At 73.2% G+C, this 26,324-nt stretch carries 17 protein-coding genes; 11 read left to right on the top strand and 6 right to left on the bottom strand.

Annotated elements, in window-relative coordinates; all coding sequences use genetic code 11:
- Positions 1 to 10: 10 nt before the first annotated feature.
- The 3 genes from ACH4TL_RS28300 to ACH4TL_RS28290 all read left to right on the top strand — a co-directional run bounded on the left by ACH4TL_RS28300 (position 11) and on the right by ACH4TL_RS28290 (position 6,602).
- The gene (locus ACH4TL_RS28300) at positions 11 to 2,767 is read left to right on the top strand and encodes an AAA family ATPase (protein ID WP_398320994.1); all 2,757 of its coding nucleotides are present in this window, start codon (positions 11 to 13) and stop codon (positions 2,765 to 2,767) included.
- On the top strand, positions 2,757 to 5,564 hold the full coding sequence (locus tag ACH4TL_RS28295; RefSeq protein WP_398320997.1) for an ATP-binding protein: 2,808 nt from the start codon (positions 2,757 to 2,759) through the stop codon (positions 5,562 to 5,564). Before ACH4TL_RS28300 ends, ACH4TL_RS28295 begins: the two co-directional genes overlap by 11 nt.
- 429 nt (positions 5,565 to 5,993) lie before the next feature.
- The gene (locus tag ACH4TL_RS28290) at positions 5,994 to 6,602 is read left to right on the top strand and encodes a LuxR C-terminal-related transcriptional regulator (RefSeq protein ID WP_398321352.1); all 609 of its coding nucleotides are present in this window, start codon (positions 5,994 to 5,996) and stop codon (positions 6,600 to 6,602) included.
- A gap of 74 nt (positions 6,603 to 6,676) precedes the next feature.
- Here the strand turns inward: ACH4TL_RS28290 and ACH4TL_RS28285 are convergent, their stop codons facing one another.
- Entirely contained in the window at positions 6,677 to 8,296 is a 1,620-nt protein-coding gene (locus ACH4TL_RS28285) for a PucR family transcriptional regulator (protein WP_398321000.1), read from the bottom strand.
- A 212-nt stretch (positions 8,297 to 8,508) separates the two neighbouring features.
- Between ACH4TL_RS28285 and ACH4TL_RS28280 the strand changes: the two genes are divergently transcribed.
- The 3 genes from ACH4TL_RS28280 to ACH4TL_RS28270 all read left to right on the top strand — a co-directional run bounded on the left by ACH4TL_RS28280 (position 8,509) and on the right by ACH4TL_RS28270 (position 13,520).
- Positions 8,509 to 9,765: an aspartate aminotransferase family protein gene (locus ACH4TL_RS28280; protein WP_398321003.1), complete on the top strand. Its 1,257-nt coding sequence runs from the start codon at positions 8,509 to 8,511 to the stop codon at positions 9,763 to 9,765.
- 109 nt (positions 9,766 to 9,874) lie between these two features.
- On the top strand, positions 9,875 to 11,356 hold the full coding sequence (locus tag ACH4TL_RS28275) for an NAD-dependent succinate-semialdehyde dehydrogenase (RefSeq protein WP_398321006.1): 1,482 nt from the start codon (positions 9,875 to 9,877) through the stop codon (positions 11,354 to 11,356).
- 877 nt (positions 11,357 to 12,233) lie between these two features.
- The gene (locus ACH4TL_RS28270; RefSeq protein WP_398321009.1) at positions 12,234 to 13,520 is read left to right on the top strand and encodes a CAP domain-containing protein; all 1,287 of its coding nucleotides are present in this window, start codon (positions 12,234 to 12,236) and stop codon (positions 13,518 to 13,520) included.
- Positions 13,521 to 13,523: 3 nt separating this feature from the next.
- On the opposite strand, the gene ACH4TL_RS28265 is transcribed toward ACH4TL_RS28270, so the two are convergent.
- On the bottom strand, positions 13,524 to 14,261 hold the full coding sequence (locus ACH4TL_RS28265) for a peptidoglycan-binding protein (protein WP_398321012.1): 738 nt from the start codon (positions 14,259 to 14,261) through the stop codon (positions 13,524 to 13,526).
- 185 nt (positions 14,262 to 14,446) lie between these two features.
- On the opposite strand from ACH4TL_RS28265, the gene ACH4TL_RS28260 reads away from it, so the two are divergent.
- Entirely contained in the window at positions 14,447 to 15,688 is a 1,242-nt protein-coding gene (locus ACH4TL_RS28260; protein ID WP_398321015.1) for an FAD-dependent oxidoreductase, read from the top strand.
- 101 nt (positions 15,689 to 15,789) lie between these two features.
- Here the strand turns inward: ACH4TL_RS28260 and ACH4TL_RS28255 are convergent, their stop codons facing one another.
- Both ACH4TL_RS28255 and ACH4TL_RS28250 read right to left on the bottom strand, forming a co-directional pair.
- On the bottom strand, positions 15,790 to 17,310 hold the full coding sequence (locus ACH4TL_RS28255) for an amino acid permease (protein WP_398321018.1): 1,521 nt from the start codon (positions 17,308 to 17,310) through the stop codon (positions 15,790 to 15,792).
- Between the two features lie 83 nt (positions 17,311 to 17,393).
- Positions 17,394 to 18,401 carry a hypothetical protein gene (locus ACH4TL_RS28250; RefSeq protein WP_398321021.1) on the bottom strand — a complete coding sequence of 336 codons (1,008 nt, stop codon included), beginning with the start codon at positions 18,399 to 18,401 and terminating at the stop codon, positions 17,394 to 17,396.
- Positions 18,402 to 18,709: 308 nt separating this feature from the next.
- Here ACH4TL_RS28250 and ACH4TL_RS28245 point away from each other — a divergent pair, with 308 nt between their 5' ends.
- The 3 genes from ACH4TL_RS28245 to ACH4TL_RS28235 all read left to right on the top strand — a co-directional run bounded on the left by ACH4TL_RS28245 (position 18,710) and on the right by ACH4TL_RS28235 (position 22,959).
- A complete protein-coding gene (locus ACH4TL_RS28245) occupies positions 18,710 to 20,185 on the top strand; it encodes an FGGY family carbohydrate kinase (RefSeq protein WP_398321024.1) in 1,476 nt (491 codons plus the stop codon).
- An 84-nt stretch (positions 20,186 to 20,269) separates the two neighbouring features.
- On the top strand, positions 20,270 to 21,709 hold the full coding sequence (locus ACH4TL_RS28240; protein ID WP_398321027.1) for an FAD-dependent oxidoreductase: 1,440 nt from the start codon (positions 20,270 to 20,272) through the stop codon (positions 21,707 to 21,709).
- Positions 21,706 to 22,959: an NAD(P)/FAD-dependent oxidoreductase gene (locus tag ACH4TL_RS28235; protein ID WP_398321030.1), complete on the top strand. Its 1,254-nt coding sequence runs from the start codon at positions 21,706 to 21,708 to the stop codon at positions 22,957 to 22,959. Before ACH4TL_RS28240 ends, ACH4TL_RS28235 begins: the two co-directional genes overlap by 4 nt.
- A 30-nt stretch (positions 22,960 to 22,989) precedes the next feature.
- Here ACH4TL_RS28235 and ACH4TL_RS28230 read toward each other — a convergent pair whose 3' ends face one another.
- Positions 22,990 to 23,364 (bottom strand): RNA-binding S4 domain-containing protein, encoded by a 375-nt coding sequence (locus ACH4TL_RS28230; protein WP_398321033.1) that lies wholly within the window; start codon positions 23,362 to 23,364, stop codon positions 22,990 to 22,992.
- 30 nt (positions 23,365 to 23,394) lie between these two features.
- Between ACH4TL_RS28230 and lpdA the strand changes: the two genes are divergently transcribed.
- Positions 23,395 to 24,795, top strand: a complete 1,401-nt coding sequence (gene lpdA, locus ACH4TL_RS28225; protein ID WP_398321036.1) for a dihydrolipoyl dehydrogenase — start codon at positions 23,395 to 23,397, stop codon at positions 24,793 to 24,795.
- Here the strand turns inward: lpdA and ACH4TL_RS28220 are convergent.
- Positions 24,785 to 26,299 (bottom strand): purine-cytosine permease family protein, encoded by a 1,515-nt coding sequence (locus tag ACH4TL_RS28220; RefSeq protein WP_398321039.1) that lies wholly within the window; start codon positions 26,297 to 26,299, stop codon positions 24,785 to 24,787. The genes lpdA and ACH4TL_RS28220 overlap by 11 nt on opposite strands.
- Between the last annotated feature and the right edge of the window lie 25 nt (positions 26,300 to 26,324).

The following is a 26,324-nucleotide window of genomic DNA, read 5'->3' as shown; positions in this document are numbered from 1 at the left end:
TAGTCACCCTATGCAGCTCAACGGGGTCCCGTTCCCCGGACGCGAACGAGAGCAGGCCGTGCTGGCCTCGGTCGTCACCGACCTGGCGGCGGGCCGCCCGGCGGTCGTCACCGTCTCCGGCCGGCCCGGCTTCGGCCAGGGCCCGCTGCTGTGCTGGACGGCCCGACTCGCCGAGGAACGCGGGCTGCGCGTCCTCACCGCCCAGGCCACCCTGGGCGAGAGCGCACTGCGCTACGGCGTGGTGGAACAGCTCCTGACCACCATGGACGGGATCGACGACGGTTCGCTCGGGGCGCTGGTCGAACCCGAACGCGACGACGGCCTGCCCGGCCTGGCCGAACTGCTGCGCAGCGCCCGCGACCGGCCGACCCTCGTCGTCGTCGACGAGGTGGAACGGCTGGACGCGGCCTCCCGGCGCTGGTTCGGGGCCCTGGTGCGGCGGCTGCCCGGCGTGCCGGTGGCGCTGCTGGCCAGCAGCAGCGGCGTCAGCCACCCGGGCTGGTGCGGCGGCTCCCCGTTCCCGGGCCCGGTGCCCACCCGGCAGCTCGCGCTGTCCGCGTTCACCGCGCGGGACGTCACCACCCTGGTGACGGCGGTGTGCGGCACCCCGGGACAGGAACCGTTCGACGCCATGGCGTACGAGCTGAGCGCGGGCAACCCGATGGTGCTGCACGAGGCGCTGCGCCGGTTCACCGCCCGCGGACTTGAGCCCGTCGCCGGGCGGATACCGGAGTTGCGCGCGCTCATCGAGACCATCTGCGGCGACTACGTCGCCCGCGCGCTGGGCGGACTGTCCGACACCGCCGTCGCCGTGGTGCGCGCGCTGGCCGTCTGCGGCGAACTCCTCGACCTGCCCCTGCTGTACGCGCTCGCCGGACCCCGCGCGGCGAGCGAACCCGGACTCGGCGCGACGCTGGAGGCCAGCGGCCTCGCCACCGCCTCAGGCACCGGGCTGCGGCTGTGCTGCCCCGAGGCACGGCCCTGGATCCTTGAGGAGATGACCGACGCCGAACGGGCCGATCTGCACGCCCGGGCCGCCGAACTCGCCCACCGGGCGGCCCTGTCCGACGAGGACATCGCCCGACTGCTCCTCGGCGCCCGCCCGCTCGGCGAACCCTGGGTGGTCCATGTGCTGCGCCGCACCTGCGCCGCGGCCCTCCGCGCCGGCCGTTCCGAGCGCGCCATCGCCTGCCTCTCCCGCGCCCTGGAGGAGCCGCTGGACCCCCACGGGCGCGCCCAACTGAGCCTGGAGCTGGCCGCCATCGAGGTGCTGACCGCCCCCGAGGCGAGCGACCGGCGGCTCGCGGAGATCATCCGGACCGGTGGTGACGCACCCGCCGGGGCCCGGGTGCGCGCCGCCGACCTGGGCCTCACCCGCGGCGGCGTGGACAGCCTGCGAACCGCCGTGGTGAGCGCGCTGCCCGCGGCCCGCGACGCCGAACGGGACTCCCTGGCCGGGCTGTTCCGGCTCGCCGACCCCGGCCAGGACGACGACGCCGACCTGCTGCTGCCCGAGATCCCCCCGCTGCCCGCCCGCCCCGAGGACCCGGCACAGGCCGCCGCCCGCGCCCGGCAGCTCGCCCTGCACGGCGAGGACCTGCCCACCGCCAGGGCGCTGGCCCGGAGCGTCTTCACCGGCGAGCCCGGCAGCGACACGCTGATCCTGCCCCGCATCACGGCCGGGCGGGTCCTGCTGCTGACCGACGACCTGGACGAGGCCGAGATGCGGCTGGACGCCCTCCACGTCGATTTGCGGCGGCGCAGTGCCCGGGCCGCCGCCGCGCTCGTCCTGGCCGTCCGGGGCGAGCTGAACCTGCGGCGGGGACGGCTCGACGCGGCCGAACGGGACGTCGCCGCCGCCGGGCGCGCGCTGCCCCACCGCCACTGGCATCCGTACCACGTCTCCTATCTGACGGGCGTGCGGATCACCGTCGCCCTGCAGAGCGGCCACCTCGACCAGGCCAGGGAGCTGGCCGCCGCGCCCGACACCGCCGAGACACAGGACGGCGCGTCCTTCGGCCATCTGCTGTTCGCCCGGGCGCTGGTGGCCTGCCGGGACGGCAGGTTCCCCGAGGCGCTGGAGCTGTTCCGCGGCTGCGGCCGGCTGCTGCTGCGCCGCGGCCGGGACAACCCCGCCCTGATGCCCTGGCGTTCGATGGCCGCCGGAGTGTGCGCCGCGCTCGGCGACCACGAGGAGGCACAGCGGCTGAGCCGGGAGGAGACCGCGCTGGCCCGGCGGTGGGGCGCGGCCAGCACCCTCGGCTGGGCCCAGCTGGGCGCCGGAAGGGTGGCCGGCGAGGACCGCGTGCACCTGTTCCGCGAGGCCGTGCACACCCTGCGTCCCACCGCCGCCCGGCTGGCCTACGCCGGTGCGCTGATCGACTTGGCCACCGTCGAACTGGACGCGGGGGACCGGCAGGCCGCGGCCCCGCTGGTGGCCGAGCTGTTCACGTTCACCACCACCGAACGGCCCTCCAGCAGGCTGGCCGGGCGGGTGCGCTCCCTCGCCGAACGGCTGGGACAGCCCGCTGTGCCCGGGCTCGGCCCGCACCCCGCCTGGGCGACGCTGACGGAACCCGAGCGGCGCACCGCCACCCTCGCCGGACTCGGCCACGGCAACCGGGAGATCGCCGAAATGCTGTCGGTGACCCGGCGCACGGTGGAGCTGCGGCTCAGCGGCGCCTACCGCAAGCTGCGGATCGGCGGGCGCGCGGAACTCCATGCGCTGCTGCGGGCGACGGAGGGATACGGCACGGATGTTGCTTGAGCGGGACACCGAGGTGGCGCAGGTCAAGCAGGCCCTGCGCGCCGCCGCCACGGGCACCTCGTCGCTGCTGCTGCTCACCGGTCCGCTCGGCATCGGCCGGACCGCGCTGCTCCAGCGGCTGGCCCTGCTGGCGGGGGAGGACGTCCGCGTGCTGCGCGCCAACGCAGCCGCGATGGAGCAGGACTTCGCCTTCGGTGTGGTCCGGCAGCTCTTCGACAGCCTGCTCACCGGCGCGCCGGCCGAGCAGCGCGACCGCTGGCTGCGCGAGCACGGCGACTTCACCCGCATGGTCCTCGCCGACGACGCCCTGCCGCTGGGCGAGTGCGGCTCCGTCACCCTGTCCGAGACGGTGCTGAACGGACTGCGCGCCCTGCTGGCCGACGTCGGCACCTGTGATCCGGTGCTGATCCTGGTGGACGACCTCCAATGGGTGGACGCCCCCTCGCTGCGCTGGCTCGCCTACCTCGTCAAACGGCTGCACGGGCTGCGCGTCGTCCTCGTCCTCACCCTGCGCGACGGCGATCCGCGCGCCCGGCAGCTGACGCTGCGCGAGATCACCGACGCCGCACAGCGGGTGCTGCGCCCCGCGCCGCTGTCCCCCGGGGCCGTCGCGGAGATGGTCCTCGACCAGTTCGGCGAGCCGGGCGACGAGGAGTTCAGCCGCGCCTGCCACGAGATCTCCGCGGGCAACCCCCTCTTCCTGCGGTCCGTCCTGGTGACGCTCGCGGTCGACGGCCACCGGCCCACCGCCGGGCACACCGAGGCGGCCCGCCGCCAGCGCCCCAGCCAGCTGCGCGAACGGCTGGCCGGCTGCATGCGCACCCAGCCGCAGCCGGTACGGGACCTGGCCGCCGCCATCGCCGTCCTCGGCGACCAGGGCGAACCCGACCTCATGGCCCGGCTGGCGGGCCTCGACCCGATCGGCTTCGCCGCCGCGCTGCGCACCCTCGGACAGCTCGGCCTGCTGGCGGACGAACAGGAGCCGCACTTCGTCCACCACGTGGTGCAGGACGCCGTCGAGTCCTCGATGACCGTCGCCGAGCGCGAGCGGCTGCACGACACCGCCGCGGCCCTCCTCTACCGCAACGGCTCCTCCGCCGAACTGGTCGCCGCCCAGCTGATGGCCGTCACCGCCTCCCAGCACCCGTGGTCGGTCGAGGTGCTGCGGGCCGCCGCCGACACCGCGCTGCGCCGGGGCGCGCCGGACATCGCCACCCGGTATCTGCGGCGCGCCCTGCTCGACGCCTCGTTGTCCGGCGAGAGCCGCGGGCGGATGCTGATCGACCTGGCCACCGCGGAGCGCGGATTCGACCCGGCCGCGTGCGAACGCCACATCTCCCAGGCGATACCGCTGCTGACCACGCCGCGCCAGCGGGCCGCCGCCGCGCTGCGGATCTCGCCGAACGTCGTGGGCGTGGTGCCGCCCGCGGTCCTCGACCTGTTCCACCAGGTCGTCGAGGACCTGGGCCCGGCCTCCGCCCTCGACGGCTCGGCGCGCGATGTGGCCCTGCGGCTGGAGGCGCGGCTGCGCTACGTCGAATACGAGGACCCGGCGGGGCTGGCCGCCTCCGTGGAGCGGCTGTCGGCGCTGGGCCCGGAACCGCCGATCGGCTCGACCGCCGAACGCGAGCTGGCCACCGTACTGCTCAACGCCGCGATGCTCACCACCCGCCGCCCGGCGGCCGAGGTCGCCCGGCTCGCGGGCCGCGTCCTGGAGCGGGAACCGGCCACCGCGAACCGGGCCCACTCCCCGCTTCCCCTGGTGGCGGTCGCGCTGGTCGCCGCCGACTCGGTACGCGGCATCAGCTCCTGGCCCGCGCCCGAACCGCGGTCCCCGGGGCAGGACGGCACGGCCGTCGACGCGCTCGTCCACGCCGAGCAGGCGCTGCTGCTGGTGGCGCGCGGCCGGGCGGCCCGGGCCCGGGAGCCCGCCGAGCGCGCGATGCGGCTGGCCGGGGCGCACTGGCCGGAGGCCGGGATCCTCGCCACCGTCGCCCTCACCGGCGTCGCCCTGGAGCTGGAGGACGCCGAACTGGTCGAACGGCTGCTGGACGCGGCCGGGCGGCGCCGGTCCGCCTACCTGGCGTTCACCTCCTCGCTCCAGCTGCTCAAGGCGTCCCAGGACGTCCGGCACGGCCGCTGGACCAGCGCGCTGGACACCCTGCTGGCCTGCGGGCGGCAGCTGGAGGCGGCGGGCTGGCGCAATCCCGTCCTCTTCCGCTGGCGGCCCTGGGCGGCCGCCCTCCAGCACCGCATCGGGGAGTCCCGCGCGGCGCTGGCGCTCGCCGAGGAGGAGCACGCCCGCGCCGAGGACTGGGGCGCCCCCGTCGCGCTGGGCCGCGCCCTGCGGCTCAAGGGGCGGCTGTACGGCGGCGCCCACGGAACCAATCTGCTGCGCGAATCGGCCGATGTGCTGCGCGCCTCGGCCAACGAACTCGAACTCGCCCGCTCGCTCGCCCTGCTGGCCCGGCGGCTGGACGGTGCCGAGGCGGCGGCCCTGCTTCGGGAGGCCGGAGTCCTCGCCGCGGCCTGCGGCGCGCCCTGGCTGGTCGAGCAGACCGAACAGGGGCGCGGTACGCCCGCCCCACGGCCGGAGGCCGCGCTGACCCGTACCGAACGCACGGTGGTCTCCCTGGCCGGTGGCGGCCTCACCAACCAGGAGATCGCCGGGCGGCTCGGCGTCACCTCCCGCGCGATCGAGAAGCACCTCACCCACGCCTACCGCAAGCTGGACATTACCGGCCGTCGCCAGCTGATGGAGATCCTGCCCCGGCTGGATTCGGAAATCTTGCGTTAACGGCGCTAATTCAACGGGTGTCCAACCGGCCTCGGCCGGTCTTCCCGACCTGCCCGCACTCCGGCCGGGCGATGCCCGATCCAGACAAGTTCCCAGGTCGGCGAACCCACCGAACCGACCACCGAAACCCCCGTGGTGCGGACCGAACCCCCGGGGTGCGGTACCACAGGATTGGGCGACGCACCCCTGCTGACGTTGACTCATGCGTGGGGATATCCCTAGTCTCCATTCTGTAAAAGGTATTCGAATTGAATAGCCGCGGCATTCGTTCCCGGCCATTCATGTCCGGTCATTTCGCGCCGGTCATTCGCACCCGCTCATTGATAAACAGGAAGGGATGGCAGTCCCTTGGCAGTCTCCGCTCTAGCAGATGCGGCTCGGCCAGCCCCCCATGAGCTCGAATGTGATCAGATCGAGTACGCGGATCTGCTGCGCCAGTTCGACCAGTCCGGGGCGTGTGTCGTCTGTCTCGACCCGTCCCTGACGGTCCAGCAGGCGAATCGGGAGTTCTTCCGGCAGTTCGACGACGACTCCTCCATGAGCGTCTGCGGCCGCGACTTCCTCGATCTGGTGCACCCCAGCGCGCAGCAGGCGCTGCGCCATCAGATGTCCCGGCTGGCCGACGGCACCCGCCACCGGTTCGCCGCCCATGTGGTCGTCATCGGAGCCCAGGGCGCCGCCTTCACCAGCGCGCTCACCGCCGTCGCCGTACGCGAGGGCAGCTCGCACGTCGCCTCGCTGCTGGTGGTGCTGCGGCCCGTGGACGGCGGCCAGGAGCTGGACATGGTGACCAGCCGCAAGAAGATCCTCAGTGAAATCGAGGCGCGCATTCTGGAGGGCATAGCGGCCGGACTCTCCACCGTTCCGCTGGCCTCCCGGCTCTATCTCAGCCGCCAGGGCGTCGAATACCACGTGACGCGCCTGCTCCGTAAGCTGCGGGTCCCCAACCGGGCGGCCCTGGTCTCCCGCGCCTATTCCGTGGGCGTTCTCAATGTCGGCTCCTGGCCGCCGAAGGTCGTCGACGATTTCGTGAAGTGAGCCCCCGGCCTTTCCACCGGCCGACGGCCCGGCCCCTTGTCACGCGACGGCGTGGTGTCTCCCGCGCCGCCGCGTCACGAGGGGCCGGAGCCACGGGCGAGCCGCAGCACGCTGAACGCCGTGAGCGCCACATGCAGCTGGGTGCGCTGTTCCCCCGACTCCAGATCGGCGCCGAGCACCCGCTGGATCGCGTGCAGCCGCTGGTAGAACGCCTGCCGCGAGAGGCTCGCGCGCTTGGCGGCCACCGTCTTGTTGCCCGCCGCGTCCAGATAGGCGTGGAGGGTCGTCACCAGATCGGTGCCATGCCGCTCGTCGTGCTGCACCAGCCGGCCGAGCTGCCGTTCCACGTACTCCTGCACCCGCACGTCGTCGCGCAGTGCGTACAGCAACTGCCGTAGCCCGATATCGCTCAGCTCATGGAACGGCTTGTCCGGCGTTCCGGGGACGGCGGCGTCCGCGACCCGCGCCGCCTGCTGGAAGGAGCGCGCGGTCTGCGACAGGTCCGACACCTCGCAGCCCACGCTCACCACCGCGTCCGGATGGGACTCCCGTACGGAACGGCTCAGCCGCTCCACCAACGGCCGCCAGGGCGTGGCCGGGTGGAACGCCAGCAGCACCCCCAGATGGTCGCCGGGCACCGCGCCGATCAGCACCGCGGCCCCGGCCGCCGCCATCTCCTCGGTCAGCCGGTCCTCCAGCTCGCCCGGCTCCTCGCCGCCGAGCCCCGGGGCCAGGGTGACGAGCACGACGATCAGCCGCCGCCCCATGACCCGCATGCCCAGCGCCTCGGCCCGGGCCCGCGCCTCCCCGGCCGAGCGGCAGCGCTGCTCGACCAGGTCCAGCAGCAGCGTGCGCTGGGCGCGCCGCTCCCACCGGGTGTGCTGGGTCAGCCGGGCGATGGTCAGGGCGGTGGCCGTGCGCTCCAGGACCATCGCGTGTTCGGGGCCGAGCGCCGGGGCGCCCTCGGCGTCGGGCAGCATGACCAGCCGCCCCCAGCGCTCGCCCCGGTACTCCACGGCCGTCATCAGCCAGTTCTCCGGGCCGCGCACCTCGGTGCGGTCGGGGGAGGGCGTGGCGCGCGAGCGCCGCTCCCAGTCGGTCAGCACCCCCTCGACACCATGGCCCGGAGCCCCGCAGATCACGGCCCGGTGGACCAGATTCTCCAGCACCACCGGATGGCCGCTCAGCTCGGCGGCCATGCCCACCACCTCGTCCGGCTCCGCGCCGCGCAGGGTCAGCGCGGTGAAGGTGTCATGGACGTCCTGCGCCCGGCGCAGGGTCTCGATCTGGCTGCCGATGATCATCGAGTGGACGATCTGGGTGACCTCCACGAAGTTCACGTTCCGGGACAGCAGCACGAGGGGGAAATCCCGGGCCCGGCAGGCGCTCACCAGCTCCGACGGCGGTTCGTGATAGCGCCGTACCAGCTCGATGACCAGGCCCGCGGCGCCGATGTCCGCCAGCTCCTCCACATACCGGCGCACCAGCACCGGATCCTCCGGCAGCGGCATCCCGGTGGTGAGGACCAGCTCCCCGCCCTTGAGGAAGGACGCCGGGTCCAGCAGTTCGGTGATGTGCACCCAGCGGACCGGACGGGACAGCTGATCATGGCCGGACACCACCTCCGGCCGCCCGGCGGCCAGCACCGGCAGCCGCAGCGCGTCGCCGAGGGTGAGCGGAGCGGGGCCGTTCATGCGGGTCACTCTGGCATCACGTTGACAAAGTGTCCACCCGGTCACGGTTGACAGAACGTCCATCCCGATCACCTGCCCGCGACACAATGATCATTGTCTTTCGCCGGTCCCCTCCCGCACGCTCGAAGCAGTCGCGAAGAAGTCCCTGAGCGTCCCTGAGCAGTCCCGAAGCAGTCCGGTCCACCGCCGTTCCGTGGGTGTTGGGAGAGATCATGACCAATCTGTCGCCGCAGCTCCGCCAAGCCACTCCGGTGGTCGCCGTCCGCGGAGAGGGGGCCTACCTCCACGGCGAGGACGGACGGCGCTATCTGGACTTCACCGCGGGCATCGGCGTCACCAGCACCGGACACTGCCACCCGCGGGTCGTCGCCGCCGCTCAGGAGCAGGTCGGCACCCTCATCCACGGCCAGTACACGACCGTCATGCACAAGCCGCTCCAGCGGCTGACGGAAAAGCTCGGCGAAGTGCTGCCCGAGGGCCTCGACAGTCTGTTCTTCAACAACTCCGGCAGCGAGGCCGTGGAGTCCGCGCTGCGCCTCGCCCGCCAGGCCACCGGCCGGCCCAACGTCATCGTCTGCCACGGCGGCTTCCACGGCCGCACCGTCGCCGCCGCGTCCATGACCACCTCCGGGACCCGCTTCCGCTCCGGCTTCGCGCCCCTGATGAGCGGCGTCGTGGTGACCCCGTTCCCCACCGCCTACCGGTACGGCTGGGACGAGGAGACCGCGACCCGGTTCGCGCTGAAGGAACTGGACTACGTCCTCCAGACCATGTCGCCGCCCGAGGACACCGCGGCGCTCATCGTCGAGCCGGTGCTGGGCGAGGGCGGCTACGTACCCGCCACCGAGGGCTTCATGCAGGGACTGCGCGAGCGGGCCGACCGCCATGGCTTCCTGCTCATCCTGGACGAGGTGCAGACCGGCGTCGGCCGCACCGGCCGGTTCTGGGGCCATGACCACTTCGGGATCCGCCCCGACATCCTGATCACCGCCAAGGGCCTGGCCAGCGGCTTCCCGCTGTCCGGCATCGCCGCCTCCGAGGAACTGATGGCCAAGGCATGGCCTGGCTCCCAGGGCGGCACCTACGGCGCCAACGCGGTGGCCTGCGCCGCCGCCGCTGCCACCCTCGACGTCGTACGGGACGAGAACCTCGTCGCCAACGCCGACGCCATGGGCGGCCGGCTGCGCTCCGGCCTCGAGGACATCGCCGCCAAGACCCCCGCCATCGGCGACGTCCGCGGCCTCGGCCTCATGCTGGCCAGCGAGTTCGTCACCGAGGACGGCGAACCCGACCCGGCGACCGCGGGCCGGGTGCAGCGCGCCGCCGTGGACGAGGGGCTGTTGCTGCTCCTGTGCGGCGCCTGGAACCATGTGGTCCGGATGATCCCCGCGCTGGTCGTCGACGAAGCGGCGATCGACGAGGGGCTGCGCGCCTGGTCCGCCGCCGTGAGCGCCGGCACCTCCGCCTGACGCGGCCGCCTGCCGCTCGCTGTCCCCGCACGCCGCACATCACCCACGGGAACCCCCGGCCGCCGCCCGCCACCCGCGCGGGCGGCGGCCACAGAAGGAGATCGCCGACATGTCTGCCCTGCCCACCCCTTCGTTCCCCGCAGCGGGCGACGTCCTCGCGACGGTGCCCAAGAAGCTGTACATCGCCGGTTCCTGGTCCGACGCGGCCGGCGGCGAGACCATGCCGGTCGACGACCCGGCCACCGGCGAGGTGCTGTGCGACGTCGCCGACGCGAGCCCCGCCGACGGGCAGCGCGCGCTCGACGCCGCCCTGGACGCCCAGGAGAAGTGGGCCGCCACCGCGCCCCGCGCCCGCAGCGAGATCCTGCGCCGCGCCTACGAGCTCATCATGGAGCGCGCCGACTCCCTCGCCGCCCTGATGACCGCCGAAATGGGCAAGCCGCTGGCCGAGGCGCGCGGCGAGGCCGCGTACGCCGCCGAGTTCTTCCGCTGGTTCTCCGAAGAGGCCGTCCGTATCGACGGCGGATACGCCACCATGCCCGACGGCAAGAACCGCATGCTGCTCATGCGCCGCCCCGTCGGCCCCTGTCTCCTGGTCACCCCGTGGAACTTCCCGCTGGCCATGGGCACCCGCAAGATCGGCCCGGCCATCGCCGCGGGCTGCACGATGGTGCTCAAGCCCGCCCCGCAGACGCCGCTGTCCTCGCTCGCCCTCGCGGGCATCCTGGAGGAGGCCGGGCTGCCCGCCGGGGTGCTCAACGTCATCACCACCTCCCGGGCCGGGGAGGTCGTCGAACCGCTGCTGACCGGCGGCCACATCCGCAAGCTGTCCTTCACCGGCTCCACCCAGGTCGGCCGCACCCTGCTCGCCCAGTGCGCGCCCGCCGTCGTCCGCACCTCCATGGAACTCGGCGGCAACGCCCCCTTCATCGTCTTCGACGACGCCGACCTCGACGTCGCGGTGGAGGGCGCCATGACCGCCAAGATGCGCAACATGGGCGAGGCGTGCACCGCCGCCAACCGCTTCTTCGTCCACTCCTCGGTCGCCGCCGAGTTCGCCGACCGCCTCGCCCGGCGCATGGGCGCCCTCGACGTCGGCCCCGGTAATCGCCCCGGCGTCGACGTGGGCCCGCTGATCGACCGGAAGGGCCGTGCCAAGGTCGAGGAACTGGTCTCCGACGCCGTCGCGCGCGGCGCCGAGGTCCTGGTCGGCGGCGCCACTCCCGAAGGCCCCGGATGCTTCTACCCCCCGACGGTGCTCACCGGCGTCTCGCCCGCCAGCCGGCTGATGGAGACCGAGATCTTCGGACCCGTAGCCGCGGTCCTCACCTTCGAGGACGAGGACGAAGTCGTCGCCACCGCCAACAGCACCGAATGGGGCCTGGTGGGCTACGTCTTCACCCGCGATCTCAACCGCTCCTTGCGGGTGAGCGAACGCCTCGAAGTCGGCATGGTCGGCCTCAACACCGGCCTGGTCTCCAACCCGGCGGCCCCCTTCGGCGGCGTCAAACAGTCCGGGCTGGGGCGTGAGGGCGGCCGCGTCGGCATCGACGAGTTCCTGGAGTACAAGTACATCGCCACCCCGGCCTGACCCCTCCGGGGGCCTTTTCCCCTACCCGCCCCTCCCCGAACCCGGGGCTCCGCCCCGGCCCCCGCTCCTCAATCGCCGGAGGGGCTGTGGGCTGTGCTTCTCCGCCCCGGGACCTCGTTCCTCGACCGGTGGAGGGGCTGTGGGCGGGGCATCTCTGCCCCGGATCCGGATCGTCAATCGCCGGAGGGGCTGCGGGCTGGGCTTCTCCGCCCCCGGACCCTGTTCCTTAACCGGAGGAGGGGCTGTGGGCTGGGCATCTCGGTCCCGGGACCCCGTTCCTCAAACGGAGGAGGGGGTGGGGCATCGCCGCTCCAGGGCCCCGTTCCGCAACCGGTGGAGGGGCTGAGGGTGGGGCCTCTCCGCCTCAGGGCCCCGTTCCTCAAACGGCGGAGGGGCTGCGGCCGGGGCACCTGCGCCCCGGGGCCCCGTTCCTCAATCGCCGGAGGGGCCGCGGGCGGGGTATCTCCGTCCCGGGATCCCGCTCCTCAAACGGTGGTGGGGCCGCGGGCAGGGCATCTTCGCCCCCGGACCCCGCTCCTCAAACGGCGGAGGGGCTGCGGGCTGGGCTTCTCCGCCCCGGATCCGGATCGTCAATCGCCGGACGGGCTGGAAATCCAGCCCGTCCAGGGGGCACCTCCCAGCGGTAGCTGGGGGAGATTGAGGACACGCCCGGAGGGCGTCCGGGGGCCAGGGGGCGGAGCCCCTTGGTTCGGGAAGGGGCGGGTAGGGGACAAAAAGCCCCAGGCACCACCCACCCCGCGGCCCGCGAAGACCGGAAGGCACCACGGACGGGCCCGGCACGGCAACCGTGGGAACCGCCGCCGGGATCGGGCCGTTGGCCTGGTGGATCCGCGGTACGCGAGGAGGGGAGGGCCCCATGGCCGAGTTGGTGCCCGGCGGCAACCAACCACTGCCGGACGGCACGCTGACCATCCGCGTCCCGGGCCCCTTCGACCTCTCCGCGCTGATCACCGGCGACGACGGAAAGGTCACGGGCGACGGCGACTTCGTCTTCTTCAACCAGCCCACCGCCCCCGGCACCCGGGTCGACGGGGACACCGTCACCGTGCGGCCCGAGCGGCTGCGCCCCGGCGCCAGCCGGGTCACCGTCGTCGTCAGCCCCGCCGACCCCGGTACCCCGCTCGGGCGGCTGCCCGCGCCCGTCATGAGCGTCACCGGAAGCGGTGGCGCCCCGCTCGCCCGGTTCGCCCCGGCGCGCCCCACGGCGGAGACCGTGCTGCTGCTCGCCGAGATCTACCGGCGCGGCGCCCGGTGGAAGGTGCGGGCGATCGGCCAGGGGTACGCGGACGGGCTGGCCGGAGTGGCCCGCGACTTCGGCGTCGACGTGATGGACGAGCCCACGCCGCCCCCGACCACCGGCGACGGCGGCGGCGACGGGACTCTCGGGCTCGTCAACGCCGCCCGCTCCCGCCACGGCGTCCCACCCGTGACCCTCGACCCGCGCCTGACCCGCGCCGCCGAGGCGCACGCGGCGGCCATGGCCGCCCACGGCGCACTCGCCGCCGAGAGCCCCGACGGGACGTCGCTCCACCACCGGATCGCGGCCAGCGGCTACGCCCCGCTCACGGTCGCCGAGCACCTGGTCTCCGGGCCGCGCACCCCGGACGCGTTCATCGAGTACTGCCTGTCCGGCGAGGAGGGCCGCGGCCCGTTCCGGGACCCGGCGGTCACCCATGTGGGCATCGGCCGCGCGTCCGGCACCGCGGACGTGTTCTGGACGGCCGTGTGGGCGCGGCCCTTCACCGCGGACGGGCTGCGCCGCCTCACCTCCGAGGTGATCGCGCTCACCAACGCCGAGCGCGCCGCCGCCCGGCTGGCGCCGCTGGCCCCCGACCCGCGGCTGACGGCGGCCGCGCAGGCGCACAGCGACGACATGGTCGTCCGCGACTTCTACGACCACACCAGCCCCGAGGGCCGTCAGCCCTGGGACCGGGCCACCGCCGCCGGGGCCACCCACCGCGGTATCGGCGAGAACATCGCGTGCGGGCAGCGCGGCCCGGCGGAGGTGGTCCAGGGCTGGATGAACAGCCCGGGCCACCGCGCCAACATCCTCAAGCCCGACTTCACGCACATAGGCGTCGGCTACGCCACGGGCAGCCGCGCGGGCACGTACTGGACCCAGGTCTTCGGCGCCGCCCGATAGCCGTCAGGTGACGGTGCCGGTACGGGACTCCAGGTCGCGACGCGTGGCGTCCCCGTACACCCCGTCCTCGTCGCCCCGGATCCCATACCACAGCTGGAAGCGGGCCACGGCCTCGGTGAGCGTCTGGTCGTACCGGCCGTTGACCTGCCCGTCCCGGTACACGTCGGGGATCTTCAGCAGGCGCGTCTGGAGCTCGGAGACCTGCGGACCGCTGTCGCCCTGGCTCAGCACCCCGGCCTGGCTCCCCGGCGGCGCGGGGACCGCCGTGGTGGGGGCGGCGGAGGCGGTCGGCGAAGGTGCGGCGTCCGACGCGGTGGGGCCGCCGCCCGGCGAGGCGACGCTGATGGCCGCGCCGCCGGGGAGGAGCAGGACGAGCGCGAGGGCGACGCCGAGCCCGACGCCCGCGACGATCAGCACGGCGGTCCGGGGATGGCGCCGTGCCGTCGCGGGCGGCGGGGCAGTGGGCTCGGGCATCGGATCCGTGGCGGCCCAGGAGCCGGGCCCCGCGACGCCGGGGTCGATCTCCTGGGTCTCGTCCTCGGCGAACCGCCGCGCCTCCGGAGACACCGCCTCGTCTTCCGCGCCCATTTCCCCCGGCGGCCGGAACAGATGCAGATCCTCCATCCACTCCTCCACCGGCTCGTCCGCGCCCTCGCCGGACTCCGGCCCCGCACGGAAGATCGCGGTCGGCTCGATCACGTGACGCCCGCCCGTCCGGACGGGATCGGTTTCGGCTGCCATACAGACCTCCTAGTGCCCCACGCCGTTCAGCGGGGGATACGGACGGAAGTCCGGGAAGACTCAAGCCAATCGCCATCCGGCGATAGCGGAGCCGTGACGTTCACCCGACTGCCGCGCCCGGCCCCGGGCGTCCGGAGGGAATCGATACGAAGCGGCGCCGAAGGCACCCCGAAGGGAGCACATCGATGGAGCGGACCACATGTTGCGTGGTGGGCGGCGGTCCCGCCGGGATGGTCCTCGGGCTGCTGCTGGCCCGGGCGGGCGTGGACGTCACCGTCCTGGAGAAACACGGGGACTTCCTGCGCGACTTCCGCGGTGACACCGTGCATCCCAGCACCCTGGCCCTGCTGGAGGACCTGGGCCTGGCCGAACGGTTCGCCGCGCTGCCGCAGCGTCATGTCCACTCCGTGCAACTGCCGATCGGCGCGGACGGCGAGCTGTTCACCGTCGGCGATCTGAGCGCGCTGCCGGGCCCGTACAACTACGTCGCGATGGTGCCGCAGTGGGATCTGCTGAACCTGCTGGCGGACGAGGCCGGGAAGGAGCCGTCGTTCCGGCTGCGGATGAACACCGAGGCCACCTCCTTCCTCCAGGAGGGCGGCCGGATCACCGGGGTGCGCTACCGCACCGCCGAAGGCGACCAGGGTGAGCTGCGCGCCACCCTCACCGTGGCCTGCGACGGCCGCGGCTCGCTGGCCCGCCTCCTGCCCGAGCTGGGGCTGCGGGAGTTCCGCTGTCCGATGGACGCCTGGTGGTTCCGGGTGCCGCGGCACGAGGGCGATCCGCGGGGGCTGGTGGGCAACGTCGGCGACCGCTTCCTGACCGCCATGATCGACCGCGGCGACTACTGGCAGTGCGCCGTGCTGATCCCCAAGGGCGCCGACGCCAGCCGCCGCGCCGGGGGTCTGGACCGGTTCCTGGCATCGTTCGCGGCGGCCATCCCGTGGATGGGCGACCGCGAACCGGAGGTGCGCTCCTGGGACGAGGTGAAGCTGCTGGACGTACGGCTGGACCGGCTGCGCCGCTGGCACCTCCCCGGACTGCTGTGCATCGGGGACGCGGCGCACGCCATGTCGCCCGTCTTCGGCATCGGCATCAACCTCGCCGTCGAGGACGCCGTCGCCGCCGCCCGGCACCTGGCCGGACCGCTGCGCGAGGGCACGGTGGGCCTGCACGACGTCCGCGCCGTCCAGCGCCGCCGCTGGCCCACCGCCGCTGGCACCCAGGCGCTCCAGCGGATCGCCCACGCCCGGGTCATCGCGCCGCTGCTCGCGGGGCAGTCACCGCTGGGCGGGGGCGCGAAGCCGCTGCGGCTGGCGGAGGTGCTGACGAGGGCGCCGTGGCTCAAGAAGGCCCCGGCGTACTTCCTCGCGTACGGCGCGAAGCGCGAGCGGCCCCCGGTCTCGGCGCTGCTGCGCGGGGAGTGAGCGCGCGCGACTGCGGGGCCGGGTGCGCAGATACGATTCTGCGCTCCCGGCCCCGCAGTGGCGTGGTTCAGCTCGTGTCCCGGTTCAGCTCGTGCCCCGGCTCAGACGATGCCCTCGGCGATCTCCGCCTCCTCACGGGCGGACCCGTAGGCGGAGGGCGTGTTGTACGAACGGCGGGCGACGAACCACCAGATGGTGGCCAGGATCAGCACCGCGGCCAGCGCGATCGACGCGTAGTTCATCGAATCGACCGTCACCGGGCTGGACTGCGGCAGGCAGAACAGCACCGTCACCAGCGCGACCCACACCACCGCCACCCAGCCGATCGGCTTGCTCCAGCGGCCCAGGTGCCACGGCCCCTTTTGGAACCGGTCCCCGGCACGCAGCCGCAGGAAGACGGGGATGGCGTAGGCGGGCGTGATGCCGATGACGTTGATGGCCGTCACCGCGCCGTACGCGGTCTCCGAGTACAGGGACGGCAGGGCCAGCAGACACGCCACCCCGACCGAAAGCCACACCGCGAGCACCGGGGTCTGGGTGCGGGTGCTGACCCGCTGCCACAGCCGGGAGCCCGGCAGCGCGCCGTCCCGGCTGAACGCGAACACCATCCGGCTGGCCGCCGCCACCTCGGCGTTCCCGCAGAACAGCTGCGCGGCGATGACGATGAGCAGCATGGCCGTGGCGCCGCCGGTGCCGAGGGCGTCGATGAGGATCTGCGCGGGCGGCACCCCGGTGGCGCTCTTCTGGGTGCCCGCGTAGTCCTGGATGGCGAACGTCAGCCCCGCCAGCAGGATGAATCCGGCGATCCAGGAAACCCAGATGGCGCGCACGATGCCGCGGGCGGCGGACACCGACGCGTTGGAGGTTTCCTCGGACAGATGTGCCGACGCGTCATATCCGGAAAAGGTGTACTGGGCGAGCAGCAGACCGATGGCGGTCACATAGAGGGGATTCGACCAGCCGGTGTTGTTGACGAATTCGGTGAACACGAATTCCGGCGACTGGTGATGGGACGGAATGATCGCCAGCGCCCCGACGATGATCGCGACACCCGCCAAGTGCCACCACACACTGATGGAGTTGAGCAGGCTGACCAGACGTACGCCGAAGAGGTTGAGTGTGGCATGCAGCAACAAAATGCAGACGAAAATGACCATGGTCGAGCGCGGGGTGGGTTCGAATCCCCACTGGAGATTGAGGAGCGCTCCGGTGAACTGGGCCGCGCCGTAGTCGATACCGGCGATCGCGCCCAGCAGCCCCAGCAGATTGAGCCACCCGGTGTACCAGCCCCAGGCGCGGCCACCGAGCCGGTCGGCCATGTAGTAAAGGGCTCCGGAGGTCGGATACGCGCTGGTGACCTCCGCCAGCGCCAGCCCCACGCACAGCACGAACAGTCCCACCCCGGCCCAGCCCCACAGCATGACCGAGGGGCCGCCGGTGTCCAGCCCGAATCCGTACAGGGTCATGCAGCCGGACAGAATGGAGATGACCGAGAAACTGATGGCGAAATTGCCGAAGCTGCCCATGCGGCGGGCCAGCACCGGCTGGTATCCCAGCTCGCGCAGTCTCTGTTCTTCGTCCTGCTGCGGGGTGGAAACGGAACGGGACCAGGGCGTGGACATGAACGTACCTCCCGGGAGGGTCGACGGGGACGGTCAGCAGCGGGTGGGGAAAAGACGGAAATCGCGGGGGGTGAGGGGACGGCTCAGCCGTCGGCGCCGGGTCTGTTCCCGCGGGCGCCCGCGAGACTGCGGACCCGGGCGCGCAGAAACATTTCTTCGGCCTGTGCGCGGTCATTGGCGTCGGAGGTGCGGTAGGCCCAGGGGAGCGGGGTGAAATACGGGCCCAGCGCCTCGAAGACCCGGGCCGCCTCGGGGAATTGCAGCGCACCCCACAGGGCGTGCGCCAGATGGTTGAGGTCCAGCAGCGAACTGGTCTCCCGCTCCGCGTGGTCGAACCACAGGCGCAGCGCCTTGTCGACGTCCCGCGCCGCGTCCTCGGTGGCCCAGTGCAGGTCCAGGGCCTTCTCGTAGCCCCGCTCCTCGCGGTACCGCTCGACGTGGACGTACAGCGGCAGCACATGCAGCGGGGAGCCCTCGGGCGCGCCCGAGACCACCCACTGCACGAAGTTGACCGCCTCGGCCAGCGAACCGCCCGCCCGCCGTGCGTACACGAACTGCAGCATCCGGTGGTACGCCTCGCGGTTGTACGGATCGCGCCGGTCGGCCTCCGCCAGCAGCCCCCACGGGCCGGGGAACAGCAGCGGCCCCGGCGGGTCCGCCCGGTGTTCCGGCAGCCGCTGCTCCTTGTCGAGTTGGGCGAGCGCCAGCAGACACACCCAGGGGACCGGGTCCGCCGGGGAGTTGTGCGCGGCCAGCTGGCAGGACTCCCACGCCTCCCGCCACAGCTCGTGGGTGCGCTCATGCCCCTCGCGGTGGGCGCGCACCGTCCGCTCCACCATCACCCGGGTGTGCATCACCAGCGCGGCGACGCATCGAGGTTCCTCGGCCCGCCACGCCTCCACCACGTTGGACCCGGCCGCCACCGCGGCCAGCACCTGGGTCCGTTGCGTCCACTGGGCCCAGGTCGGCGTCTCGGCCAGCAGGTCGCGCATGGATATCCAACGGCCGGTGCGCACGTTCTGGAGCGCGATGCGCAGTCCGCTGTCGTAGCCCGCGGGGTGGTAGACGGGGCGGAACACTTCCTCGGGCATCGGATGACTTTCGTACGGGGCGTGACGTACCGGGCGCGACGGATTCCAGGGCCTGACGAGTGGATGCCGGGATCCTATAGCCATCCCCATCTGACTCAAGGGGGCCAGGGTCCCCATCCGCCACACGGCCCCCGGCCGTGTCCAGCAAGCGGACAGCGGACGTGCGCTCTTGACGCGGCCCGGCCGCTGCACCACGCTTTCAGTCAAAGATCCCCATCGCCGCCGAACACCCCTGCCGAAGCATGCCCGCCGAAGAACACCGCCACCGCAGCCCCCACCCAGAACGACCCCCCACCGAAGAACCGGACATGCTGCCTCCAGAGCGCCCCCACCGCACACCGGCCGGTCCCGCGACGGGAGCGGTGCTCGCCGTCGACCAAGGCACCTCGGGCACCAAGGCGCTGGTCCTCTGCCCGGAGCGCGGTGTGCTCGGCTCCGCCGAAGTGGCCGTGAGCCCGCGTCACCTTCCCGGCGGACTGGTCGAGGTCGATCCCGCCGAACTCCTCGCCTCCGTCGTCGACGCCGGACGCCAGGCCCTGGCGCGGGCCGGAGAACCGGTCGTGGCGGTCGGCCTCGCCAACCAGGGCGAGACGGTGCTGGTGTGGGACCCCGCGACCGGCGCCCCGCTGACCGACGCCCTGGTGTGGCAGGACCGGCGGGCGGAGACGGTGTGCGCGGACCTCGCGGAACACGCCGACACCCTGCGCGAACTCACCGGACTGCCCCTCGATCCGTACTTCGCGGCGCCCAAGATGGCCTGGCTGCGCCGCCACCGGACCCGCGAGGGCGTCGTCACCACCAGCGACGTGTGGCTGATCCACCAGCTCACCGGAGCGTTCGTCACCGACGCGGCCACCGCCGGACGCACCGGGCTGCTCGACCTCGACCGCGTCGTGTGGTCCCCGGAGGCGCTGGAGGTCTACGGCCTGACGGCGGAGCAGATGCCCAGGGTCGTCGACGCGGACACCGTTGCCGGAACCACCACCGCCTTCGGCGCCGGGATCCCGCTCACCGGGCTCCTCGTCGACCAGCAGGCCGCCCTGCTGGCCCAGAGCGTCACCGAGCCCGGCGCCGCGAAATGCACCTACGGCACCGGCGCGTTCCTGCTCGCCCAGACCGGCTCCCGGCCCCGCCGCGGCACCAGCGGCCTGGTGAGCTGCGTGGCCTGGCGGCTCGGCGGGAACACCAGCTACTGCCTCGACGGACAGGTGTACACCGCCGCCTCCGCCGTCCGCTGGCTCACCGACCTGGGGGTGATCGGCGGAGCCCAGGACCTCGACCCGGTGGGCGGCTCCGTACCGGACACCGGGGGAGTGACGTTCGTACCCGCGCTCGCCGGACTCGCCGCCCCCTGGTGGCGCGGCGACCTCCGGGGCTCGGTGACCGGCCTCGGCCTCGACACCACCGCCGGACATCTGGTGCGCGCCCTGTGCGAGGGCATCGCCGCCCAGGTGGCCGAGATCGCCGACGCGGCCGCCACCGACCTGGGCGCACCGCTCACCACCCTCCGCGCCGACGGGGGCCTCACCCGCTCCGCGCTGCTCATGCAGGCCCAGGCCGATCTGCTCCAGCTGCCCGTCGAGGTGTCGGCCCTGCCCGATGTCACCGCGCTCGGCGTGGGCGCCGTCGCCCGGCTGGGACTCGACCCCGGCCTGCCGGTCGAGCGGGCCGTCCCGGAGTGGAAACCGGCCGCCGTGTACACGCCGCGGATCAGCGCGGACGAGGCCGCCGGGCGCCGGGCCGGATTCCGGTCGGCCGTGGCCGCGCTGCTGAACCACGACTGAGCACCCGCCACGCATCAACTGCCACGGATCAACCGCCACTGAGCACCCGCCGAGCAACTGCCACCAGGAGCCGAGGAATCCAGCATGACCGTAACGACCACGGGTGACCTTCCCGGCGAGGTCTACGACGTGGCCATCATCGGCGCCGGGGTGGTCGGCACCGCCATCGCCCGCGAACTCGCCGCGTACCGGCTCCGCATCGCCCTCGTGGAGGCGTCCGACGACGTCGGCGACGGCACCTCCAAGGCCAACACCGCGATCCTGCACACCGGTTTCGACGCCACCCCCGGCACCCTGGAGGCCGGGCTGGTGCGCGAGGGCTACCGGCGGCTGAACGCCTACGCCGCCGAGACGGGCATCCCGGTGGAACCGCTCGGCGCCCTGCTCGTCGCCTGGGACTCCGAACAGCTCGCCGCGCTGCCCGCGCTCGCGGAGAAGGCCGTACGCAACGACTGCCACGACACCCGGATCCTCGACGCGGACGAGGTGTACGCGCGCGAACCGCATCTGGGACCCGGTGCCCTCGGCGCCCTCGAGGTCCCCGGCGAGAGCATCATCTGTCCCTGGACGACCACCCTCGCCTACGCCACCCAGGCGGTGGACGCCGGAGCCGACCTGCACCTCAACTGCACCGCCGGAGCCATCGCCACCCGTGGCGCACCCGGCCACCACGAGATCGCCACCACCCGCGGTCCGCTGCGCGCCCGCTACCTGGTCAACGCCGCCGGACTGTACTCGGACGAGATCGACCGGCGGCTCGGCCACACCGAGTTCACCGTCACCCCGCGGCGCGGCCAGCTCATCGTCTTCGACAAGTTCGCCCGCGGCCTGGTCGGCAGCATCCTGCTGCCGGTGCCCACGGCGGCGGGCAAGGGCGTGCTGGTGGCGCCCACCGTCTACGGCAACGTCATGCTCGGCCCCACCGCCGAGGACCTCGACGACAAGCACGCCACCGGCTCCTCTGCCGCGGGGCTGTCCGTGCTCCGCGACAAGGGCGCCCGCATCATGCCGGAGCTGCTGGAGGAGGAGGTCACGGCGGTCTACGCGGGGCTGCGCGCCGCCACCGAGCACGCCGACTTCCAGATCCGCGCCCACCCCGAACAGGCTTACGTGGCGGTCGGCGGCATCCGCTCCACCGGGCTGACCGCCTCGATGGCCATCGCCGCCCACGTCCGGGACCTGCTCACCCGCTGCGGCCTCGACCCGGGCCCCGCGCGGGAACTCGAACCCCCGCGGATGCCGAACATCGGCGAGGCGTTCCCGCGCCCCTACCAGCGCGCCGACCTCATCGCCGCCGACCCCGCGTACGGCACCGTCGTCTGCCACTGCGAGCGCGTCACCCGCGGCGAGATCCGCGACGCGCTGCGGGCCACCGTGCCCCCGGGGTCGCTCGACGGACTGCGGCGCCGCACCCGTGCCACGGGCGGCCGCTGCCAGGGCTTCTACTGCGGAGCCGCCGTACGCGCCCAGTTCGACGAGGCCCACGCCACCCCCGCCACCGCACCGACGAAGGCCCGCCGATGACCACCGCCGACCGCATCCCCCGCACCGTGGACGTCCTGGTGATCGGCGCCGGACCCGCCGGGCTCGCCGCCGCCACCCGGCTGGCCGAGGCCGGAGTGGACACCGTCGAGGTCATCGACCGCGAGCAGCACGCCGGTGGCATCCCCCGCCACTGCCACCACACCGGATTCGGGCTGCGCGATCTGCGCCGGGTGCTCAGCGGCCCGGAGTACGCCCGCCGCCACATCGCCGCCGCACTGCGCGCCGGAGTCACCTTGCGCACCGGCGTCACCGCCACCGGATGGGCAGGGCCGCGCACCGTGGACCTCACCGCGCCGACCGGGCTGGAGCGCGTCACCGCCCGGGCCGTGGTCCTCGCCACCGGCGCCCGCGAACGCCCGCGCAGCGCCCGGCTGGTGCCCGGAACCCGGCCCGCGGGCGTCTACACCACCGGGCAGCTCCAGCAGGCCGTCCATGTGCACCACCAGAGCATCGGACGCCGGGCGGTCGTCGTGGGCGCCGAACGCGTCGGCTACTCCGCCGTCGACACCCTCCGCCGCGCCGGGGTCGAGGTCGCCGCCATGGTCACCGGCCTGCCCCGGCACCAGGCCCACCCGGTGAGCCGCCTCGCCGCCCGGCTGCGCCACGCCGTTCCGCTGCTCACCGAGACCACCGTGACCGGGCTGACCGGCCGCGGGCGGCTGACCGGCGTCCAGGTGGCGCACCGGAACGGCCGGACCGCCACCATCGGCTGCGACACCGTGGTGTTCACCGGCGACTGGATCCCCGACCACGAACTGGCCCGCGGCGCCGGAATCCCCCTCGACCCCGGCACCCGGGGCCCGGAGACCGACACCGGATTCCGCACCCGCGAACCCGGCGTCTTCGCCGTGGGCAATCTGCTGCACCCCGTCGAGACGGCCGCCACCGCCGCGCTGGACGGCCGCCTCGCCGCCGGTCCGGTGCTGGGCCATCTTGCCGGTGAGCCATGGCCCGAGGCCCCGCTGGCGGTACGGGCGGACGTGCCCCTGCACTGGGTGGCGCCGGGCCGGATCGCCCCGGAAGGCCCGCCCCCGCCGTCCGGCCGCTTCACCCTGCGCACCGCCGCGTTCCTCACCCGGCCGGTGCTGGTGGTCCGCCAGGACGGCCGTACGCTGCACCGCCAGCGCGTCCGGCGCACCGTGGCGCCGGGCCGCCCGCTCCGTCTGTCCGCCGACTGGATCACCCGGGCCGACGCGAAGGGCGGCCCGGTACGCATCGGCCTGGAGTGACCGGGAGGGCCCGGCTCCCGGGCCCCGGTGTCACAGCCCGCGCAGCCGATCCATCTCCCGCCGGTCGCGCTTGGTCGGGCGGCCCGCGCCCCGGTCGCGCAGCCCGATGGGCACGGTCTGCTCGCGCGGCGGCGGAGGCGGGCTGTTGTCCACGTAGCACTCGACCGCCACCGGCGCCCCGACCCGCTTGCGCACGATCCGCGACACCACCACGACCCGCTCCCGCCCCGCGTGGCGCAGCCGCACCTCGTCACCCGCCCGCACCATCTGGGCGGGCTTGACGCGCTCCCCGTTGACGCGGACGTGCCCCGCCCGGCAGGCCGAGGCGGCGAGCGAACGCGTCTTGGTGAGCCGCACGGACCAGATCCAGCTGTCGACCCGAACGGACCCCTCGTCTGAAGCCATACTCCGACTCTAATGTCTAAGGTGCGACGCATGAGCGCACATTTTGACGTCGTGGTCCTGGGGGCGGGGTCGGGCGGCTATGTGGCGGCGATCCGCGCCGCGCAGCTGGGCCTGCGTACGGCCGTCGTCGAGGAGCGGTTCTGGGGCGGCGTCTGCCTGAACGTGGGCTGCATCCCGTCCAAGGCCCTGCTGCGCAACGCCGAGCTGGCCCATCTGCTCACCCATGAGGCGAAGACCTTCGGCATCCGGGTGAACGGCGAGCTGAGCCTCGACTACCGGGCCGCCTACGAGCGCAGCCGGAAGGTGGCGGACGGCCGGGTCAAAGGCATCCACTACCTGATGAAGAAGAACCAGATCACGCAATTCGACGGCCGGGGCACCTTCACCGACCCCCACACGCTGCGGGTCACGCTCGCCGACGGCCGGGTCGAGGTCCTTTCCTTCGACCACTGCGTCATCGCGGCCGGGGCCACCGCCAATCTGCTGCCCGGCACCTCGCGCGGCGAGCGGGTGGTCACCTACGAGGAGCAGATCCTCGCGCCGGAGCTGCCCGGCAGCGTCCTGATCGCGGGCGCGGGCGCCATCGGCGTCGAGTTCGCGTACATCATGCACAGCTACGGGGTGCAGGTGACGCTCGTGGAGTTCCTGGACCGGATCGTCCCCCTGGAGGACGAGGACGTCTCCACCGAGCTGGCCCGCCGCTACCGCAGGCTCGGCATCAACATCCTCACCTCCACCCGCGTCGAGGCGATCAACGACGCGGGCTCGGCCGTCAAGGTCATGGTGACCACCGGCGGCCAGCGCCAGACCCTCCAGGCCGGGCGGGTCCTCCAGGCGATGGGCTTCCGGCCGCGGGTGGAGGGGTACGGGCTGGAGCGCGCCGGGGTCCGGCTGACCGACCGGGGCGCCATCGACGTCGACGGCGTCTGCCGCACCAGCGCGCCGCACATCTTCGCGGTCGGCGACGTGACCGCCAAGCTGATGCTCGCCCACGCCGCCGAGGCCATGGGCATCGTGGCCGCGGAGACCATCGCCGGTGCGGAGACGATGGAACTCGACTACGTGATGATTCCGCGGGCGACCTTCTGCCAGCCGCAGATCGCCAGCTTCGGCTGGACCGAGGCCCAGGCGCGCGAACGCGGCTTCGACGTCAAGGTGGCCACCTTCCCCTTCACCGCCAACGGCAAGGCCCATGGGCTCGGCGACCCCGGCGGCTTCGTGAAGCTCATCAGCGACGCACGCCACGGCGAACTGCTCGGCGGCCACCTCATCGGCCCCGAGGTCACCGAACTGCTCCCGGAACTCACCCTTGCCCAGCAATGGGACCTGACGGTCCACGAGGTGGCCCGCAACATCCACGCCCACCCCACCCTGAGCGAGGCGGTCAAGGAGGCCGTGCACGGTCTCGCGGGCCACATGGTCAACTTCTGAAGGCCGCACTGTCCTCGATGGGCGGGGTGTCGGCGGCGGAGGCCCGCACGAGGCGGGGGCCGTCAGGACCGTACACCGCGCGCGGTTCGGGAAACGCGGTCAGCAGGCCGAGGTAGCTCACCGCCGCGAGGGCGAGGCCGACCGGCAGGGAGATGTCGGCCCCGTTCGCGAGGTCACCCAGCGGGCCGACGAACTGGCCCGGCAGGTTCACGAAGAGCAGCGCCACGACGGCGGACACCAGCCAGGCGGACATCCCGCGCCAGTTCCAGCCGTGGGTGAACCAGTAACGGCCCCCGCGCTGACGGCGGTTGAAGACCTGAAGTGCCTCCGCGTCGTACCAGCCGCGGCGGGTGACATAGCCGAGTACCATCACGATCATCCAGGGCGCGGTGCAGGTGACGATCAGCGTCGCGAAGGTGGAGATGGACTGGGTGAGGTTCAGGGTGAAGCGGCCGAGGAAGACGAACACGATCGACAGGGTCCCGATGAGGATGGTCGCCCGGACCCGGCTGAAGCGCGGAAAGACGCTGGAGAAGTCGAGGCCGGTGCCGTAGAGCGCCGTGGTGCCGGTGGACAGGCCGCCGATCAGCGCGATCAGGCACAGCGGCAGGAAGTACCAGCCGGGCGAAACCGCCAGCAGCCCGCCCACGTAGTTGGGGGCGGCCGGGTCGACGTACTTCGCGGCCTTCGTGGCGATGACCGAGGCGGTGGCCAGGCCGAAGACGAACGGCAGCAGGGTGGCGAGCTGGGCGAGGAACGCGGCGCCCATCACCCGGCGGCGCGGTGTCGCGGCCGGGATGTAGCGGGACCAGTCACCGAGGAAGGCGCCGAAGGAGACCGGGTTGGACAGCACGATCAGTGCGGCGCCGATGAACGACGGCCAGAACAGCGGGTCGGCGGTCGAGTCGAAGGTGCCCGCGTAGCCGGGGTCGAAGTCGCCGCCGAAGGCGACGGCGCCCAGCACGAAGAGCGCCGAAGCGGCCGTCACGGCAACTTTGTTGACCAGCAGCATGAAGCGGAAGCCGTAGATACAGACGACGAGGACGAGGATCGCGAACACCGCGTAGGCGGCGCCGTACGCGACCTCCGACTCCGGTACGCCGGCGAGCCGGTGGACCCCGCCGATGAGCGCGTCCCCCGAGGACCACACCGAGATCGAGAAGAACGCGATCGCGGTGAGCAGCGAGAGGAACGAGCCGACGATCCGGCCGTGCACTCCCAGGTGGGCCGAGGACGAGACCGCGTTGTTCGTGCCGTTCGCCGGGCCGAACAGCGCCATGGGGGCGAGCAGCAGCGCCCCGGCGACCAGGCCGAGGACGGTCGCCGCGAGACCTTGCGGGAAGGACAGCCCCAACAGGACGGGGAAGGCGCCGAGTACGCATGTCGCGAAGGTGTTCGCGCCGCCGAAGGCCAGCCGGAAGAGGTCGATCGGACGGGCCGACCGATCCTCGTCCGGTATGCGTTCGACGCCATGGCTCTCGATCTCGGTGATCGACGCGGTCACGGGGCTTCCCCCTCAGGTACGGCTG

The sequence above is a fragment of the Streptomyces sp. NPDC021115 genome, assembly GCF_044333065.1.
Taxonomy (GTDB): domain Bacteria; phylum Actinomycetota; class Actinomycetes; order Streptomycetales; family Streptomycetaceae; genus Streptomyces.
Note: the sequence above shows the minus strand (reverse complement) of the source record. Positions and strands in the feature narration are given on the sequence as shown.

Coding starts and splice junctions, on each gene's coding strand:
- ACH4TL_RS28300 (WP_398320994.1), top strand. CDS start 11: ATGCAGCTCAACGGGGTCCCGTTCCCCGGACGCGAACGAGAGCAGGCC.
- ACH4TL_RS28295 (WP_398320997.1), top strand. CDS start 2,757: ATGTTGCTTGAGCGGGACACCGAGGTGGCGCAGGTCAAGCAGGCCCTG.
- ACH4TL_RS28285 (WP_398321000.1), bottom strand. CDS start 8,296: ATGAACGGCCCCGCTCCGCTCACCCTCGGCGACGCGCTGCGGCTGCCG.
- ACH4TL_RS28280 (WP_398321003.1), top strand. CDS start 8,509: ATGACCAATCTGTCGCCGCAGCTCCGCCAAGCCACTCCGGTGGTCGCC.
- ACH4TL_RS28275 (WP_398321006.1), top strand. CDS start 9,875: ATGTCTGCCCTGCCCACCCCTTCGTTCCCCGCAGCGGGCGACGTCCTC.
- ACH4TL_RS28270 (WP_398321009.1), top strand. CDS start 12,234: ATGGCCGAGTTGGTGCCCGGCGGCAACCAACCACTGCCGGACGGCACG.
- ACH4TL_RS28265 (WP_398321012.1), bottom strand. CDS start 14,261: ATGGCAGCCGAAACCGATCCCGTCCGGACGGGCGGGCGTCACGTGATC.
- ACH4TL_RS28260 (WP_398321015.1), top strand. CDS start 14,447: ATGGAGCGGACCACATGTTGCGTGGTGGGCGGCGGTCCCGCCGGGATG.
- ACH4TL_RS28255 (WP_398321018.1), bottom strand. CDS start 17,310: ATGTCCACGCCCTGGTCCCGTTCCGTTTCCACCCCGCAGCAGGACGAA.
- ACH4TL_RS28250 (WP_398321021.1), bottom strand. CDS start 18,401: ATGCCCGAGGAAGTGTTCCGCCCCGTCTACCACCCCGCGGGCTACGAC.
- ACH4TL_RS28245 (WP_398321024.1), top strand. CDS start 18,710: ATGCTGCCTCCAGAGCGCCCCCACCGCACACCGGCCGGTCCCGCGACG.
- ACH4TL_RS28240 (WP_398321027.1), top strand. CDS start 20,270: ATGACCGTAACGACCACGGGTGACCTTCCCGGCGAGGTCTACGACGTG.
- ACH4TL_RS28235 (WP_398321030.1), top strand. CDS start 21,706: ATGACCACCGCCGACCGCATCCCCCGCACCGTGGACGTCCTGGTGATC.
- ACH4TL_RS28230 (WP_398321033.1), bottom strand. CDS start 23,364: ATGGCTTCAGACGAGGGGTCCGTTCGGGTCGACAGCTGGATCTGGTCC.
- lpdA (WP_398321036.1), top strand. CDS start 23,395: ATGAGCGCACATTTTGACGTCGTGGTCCTGGGGGCGGGGTCGGGCGGC.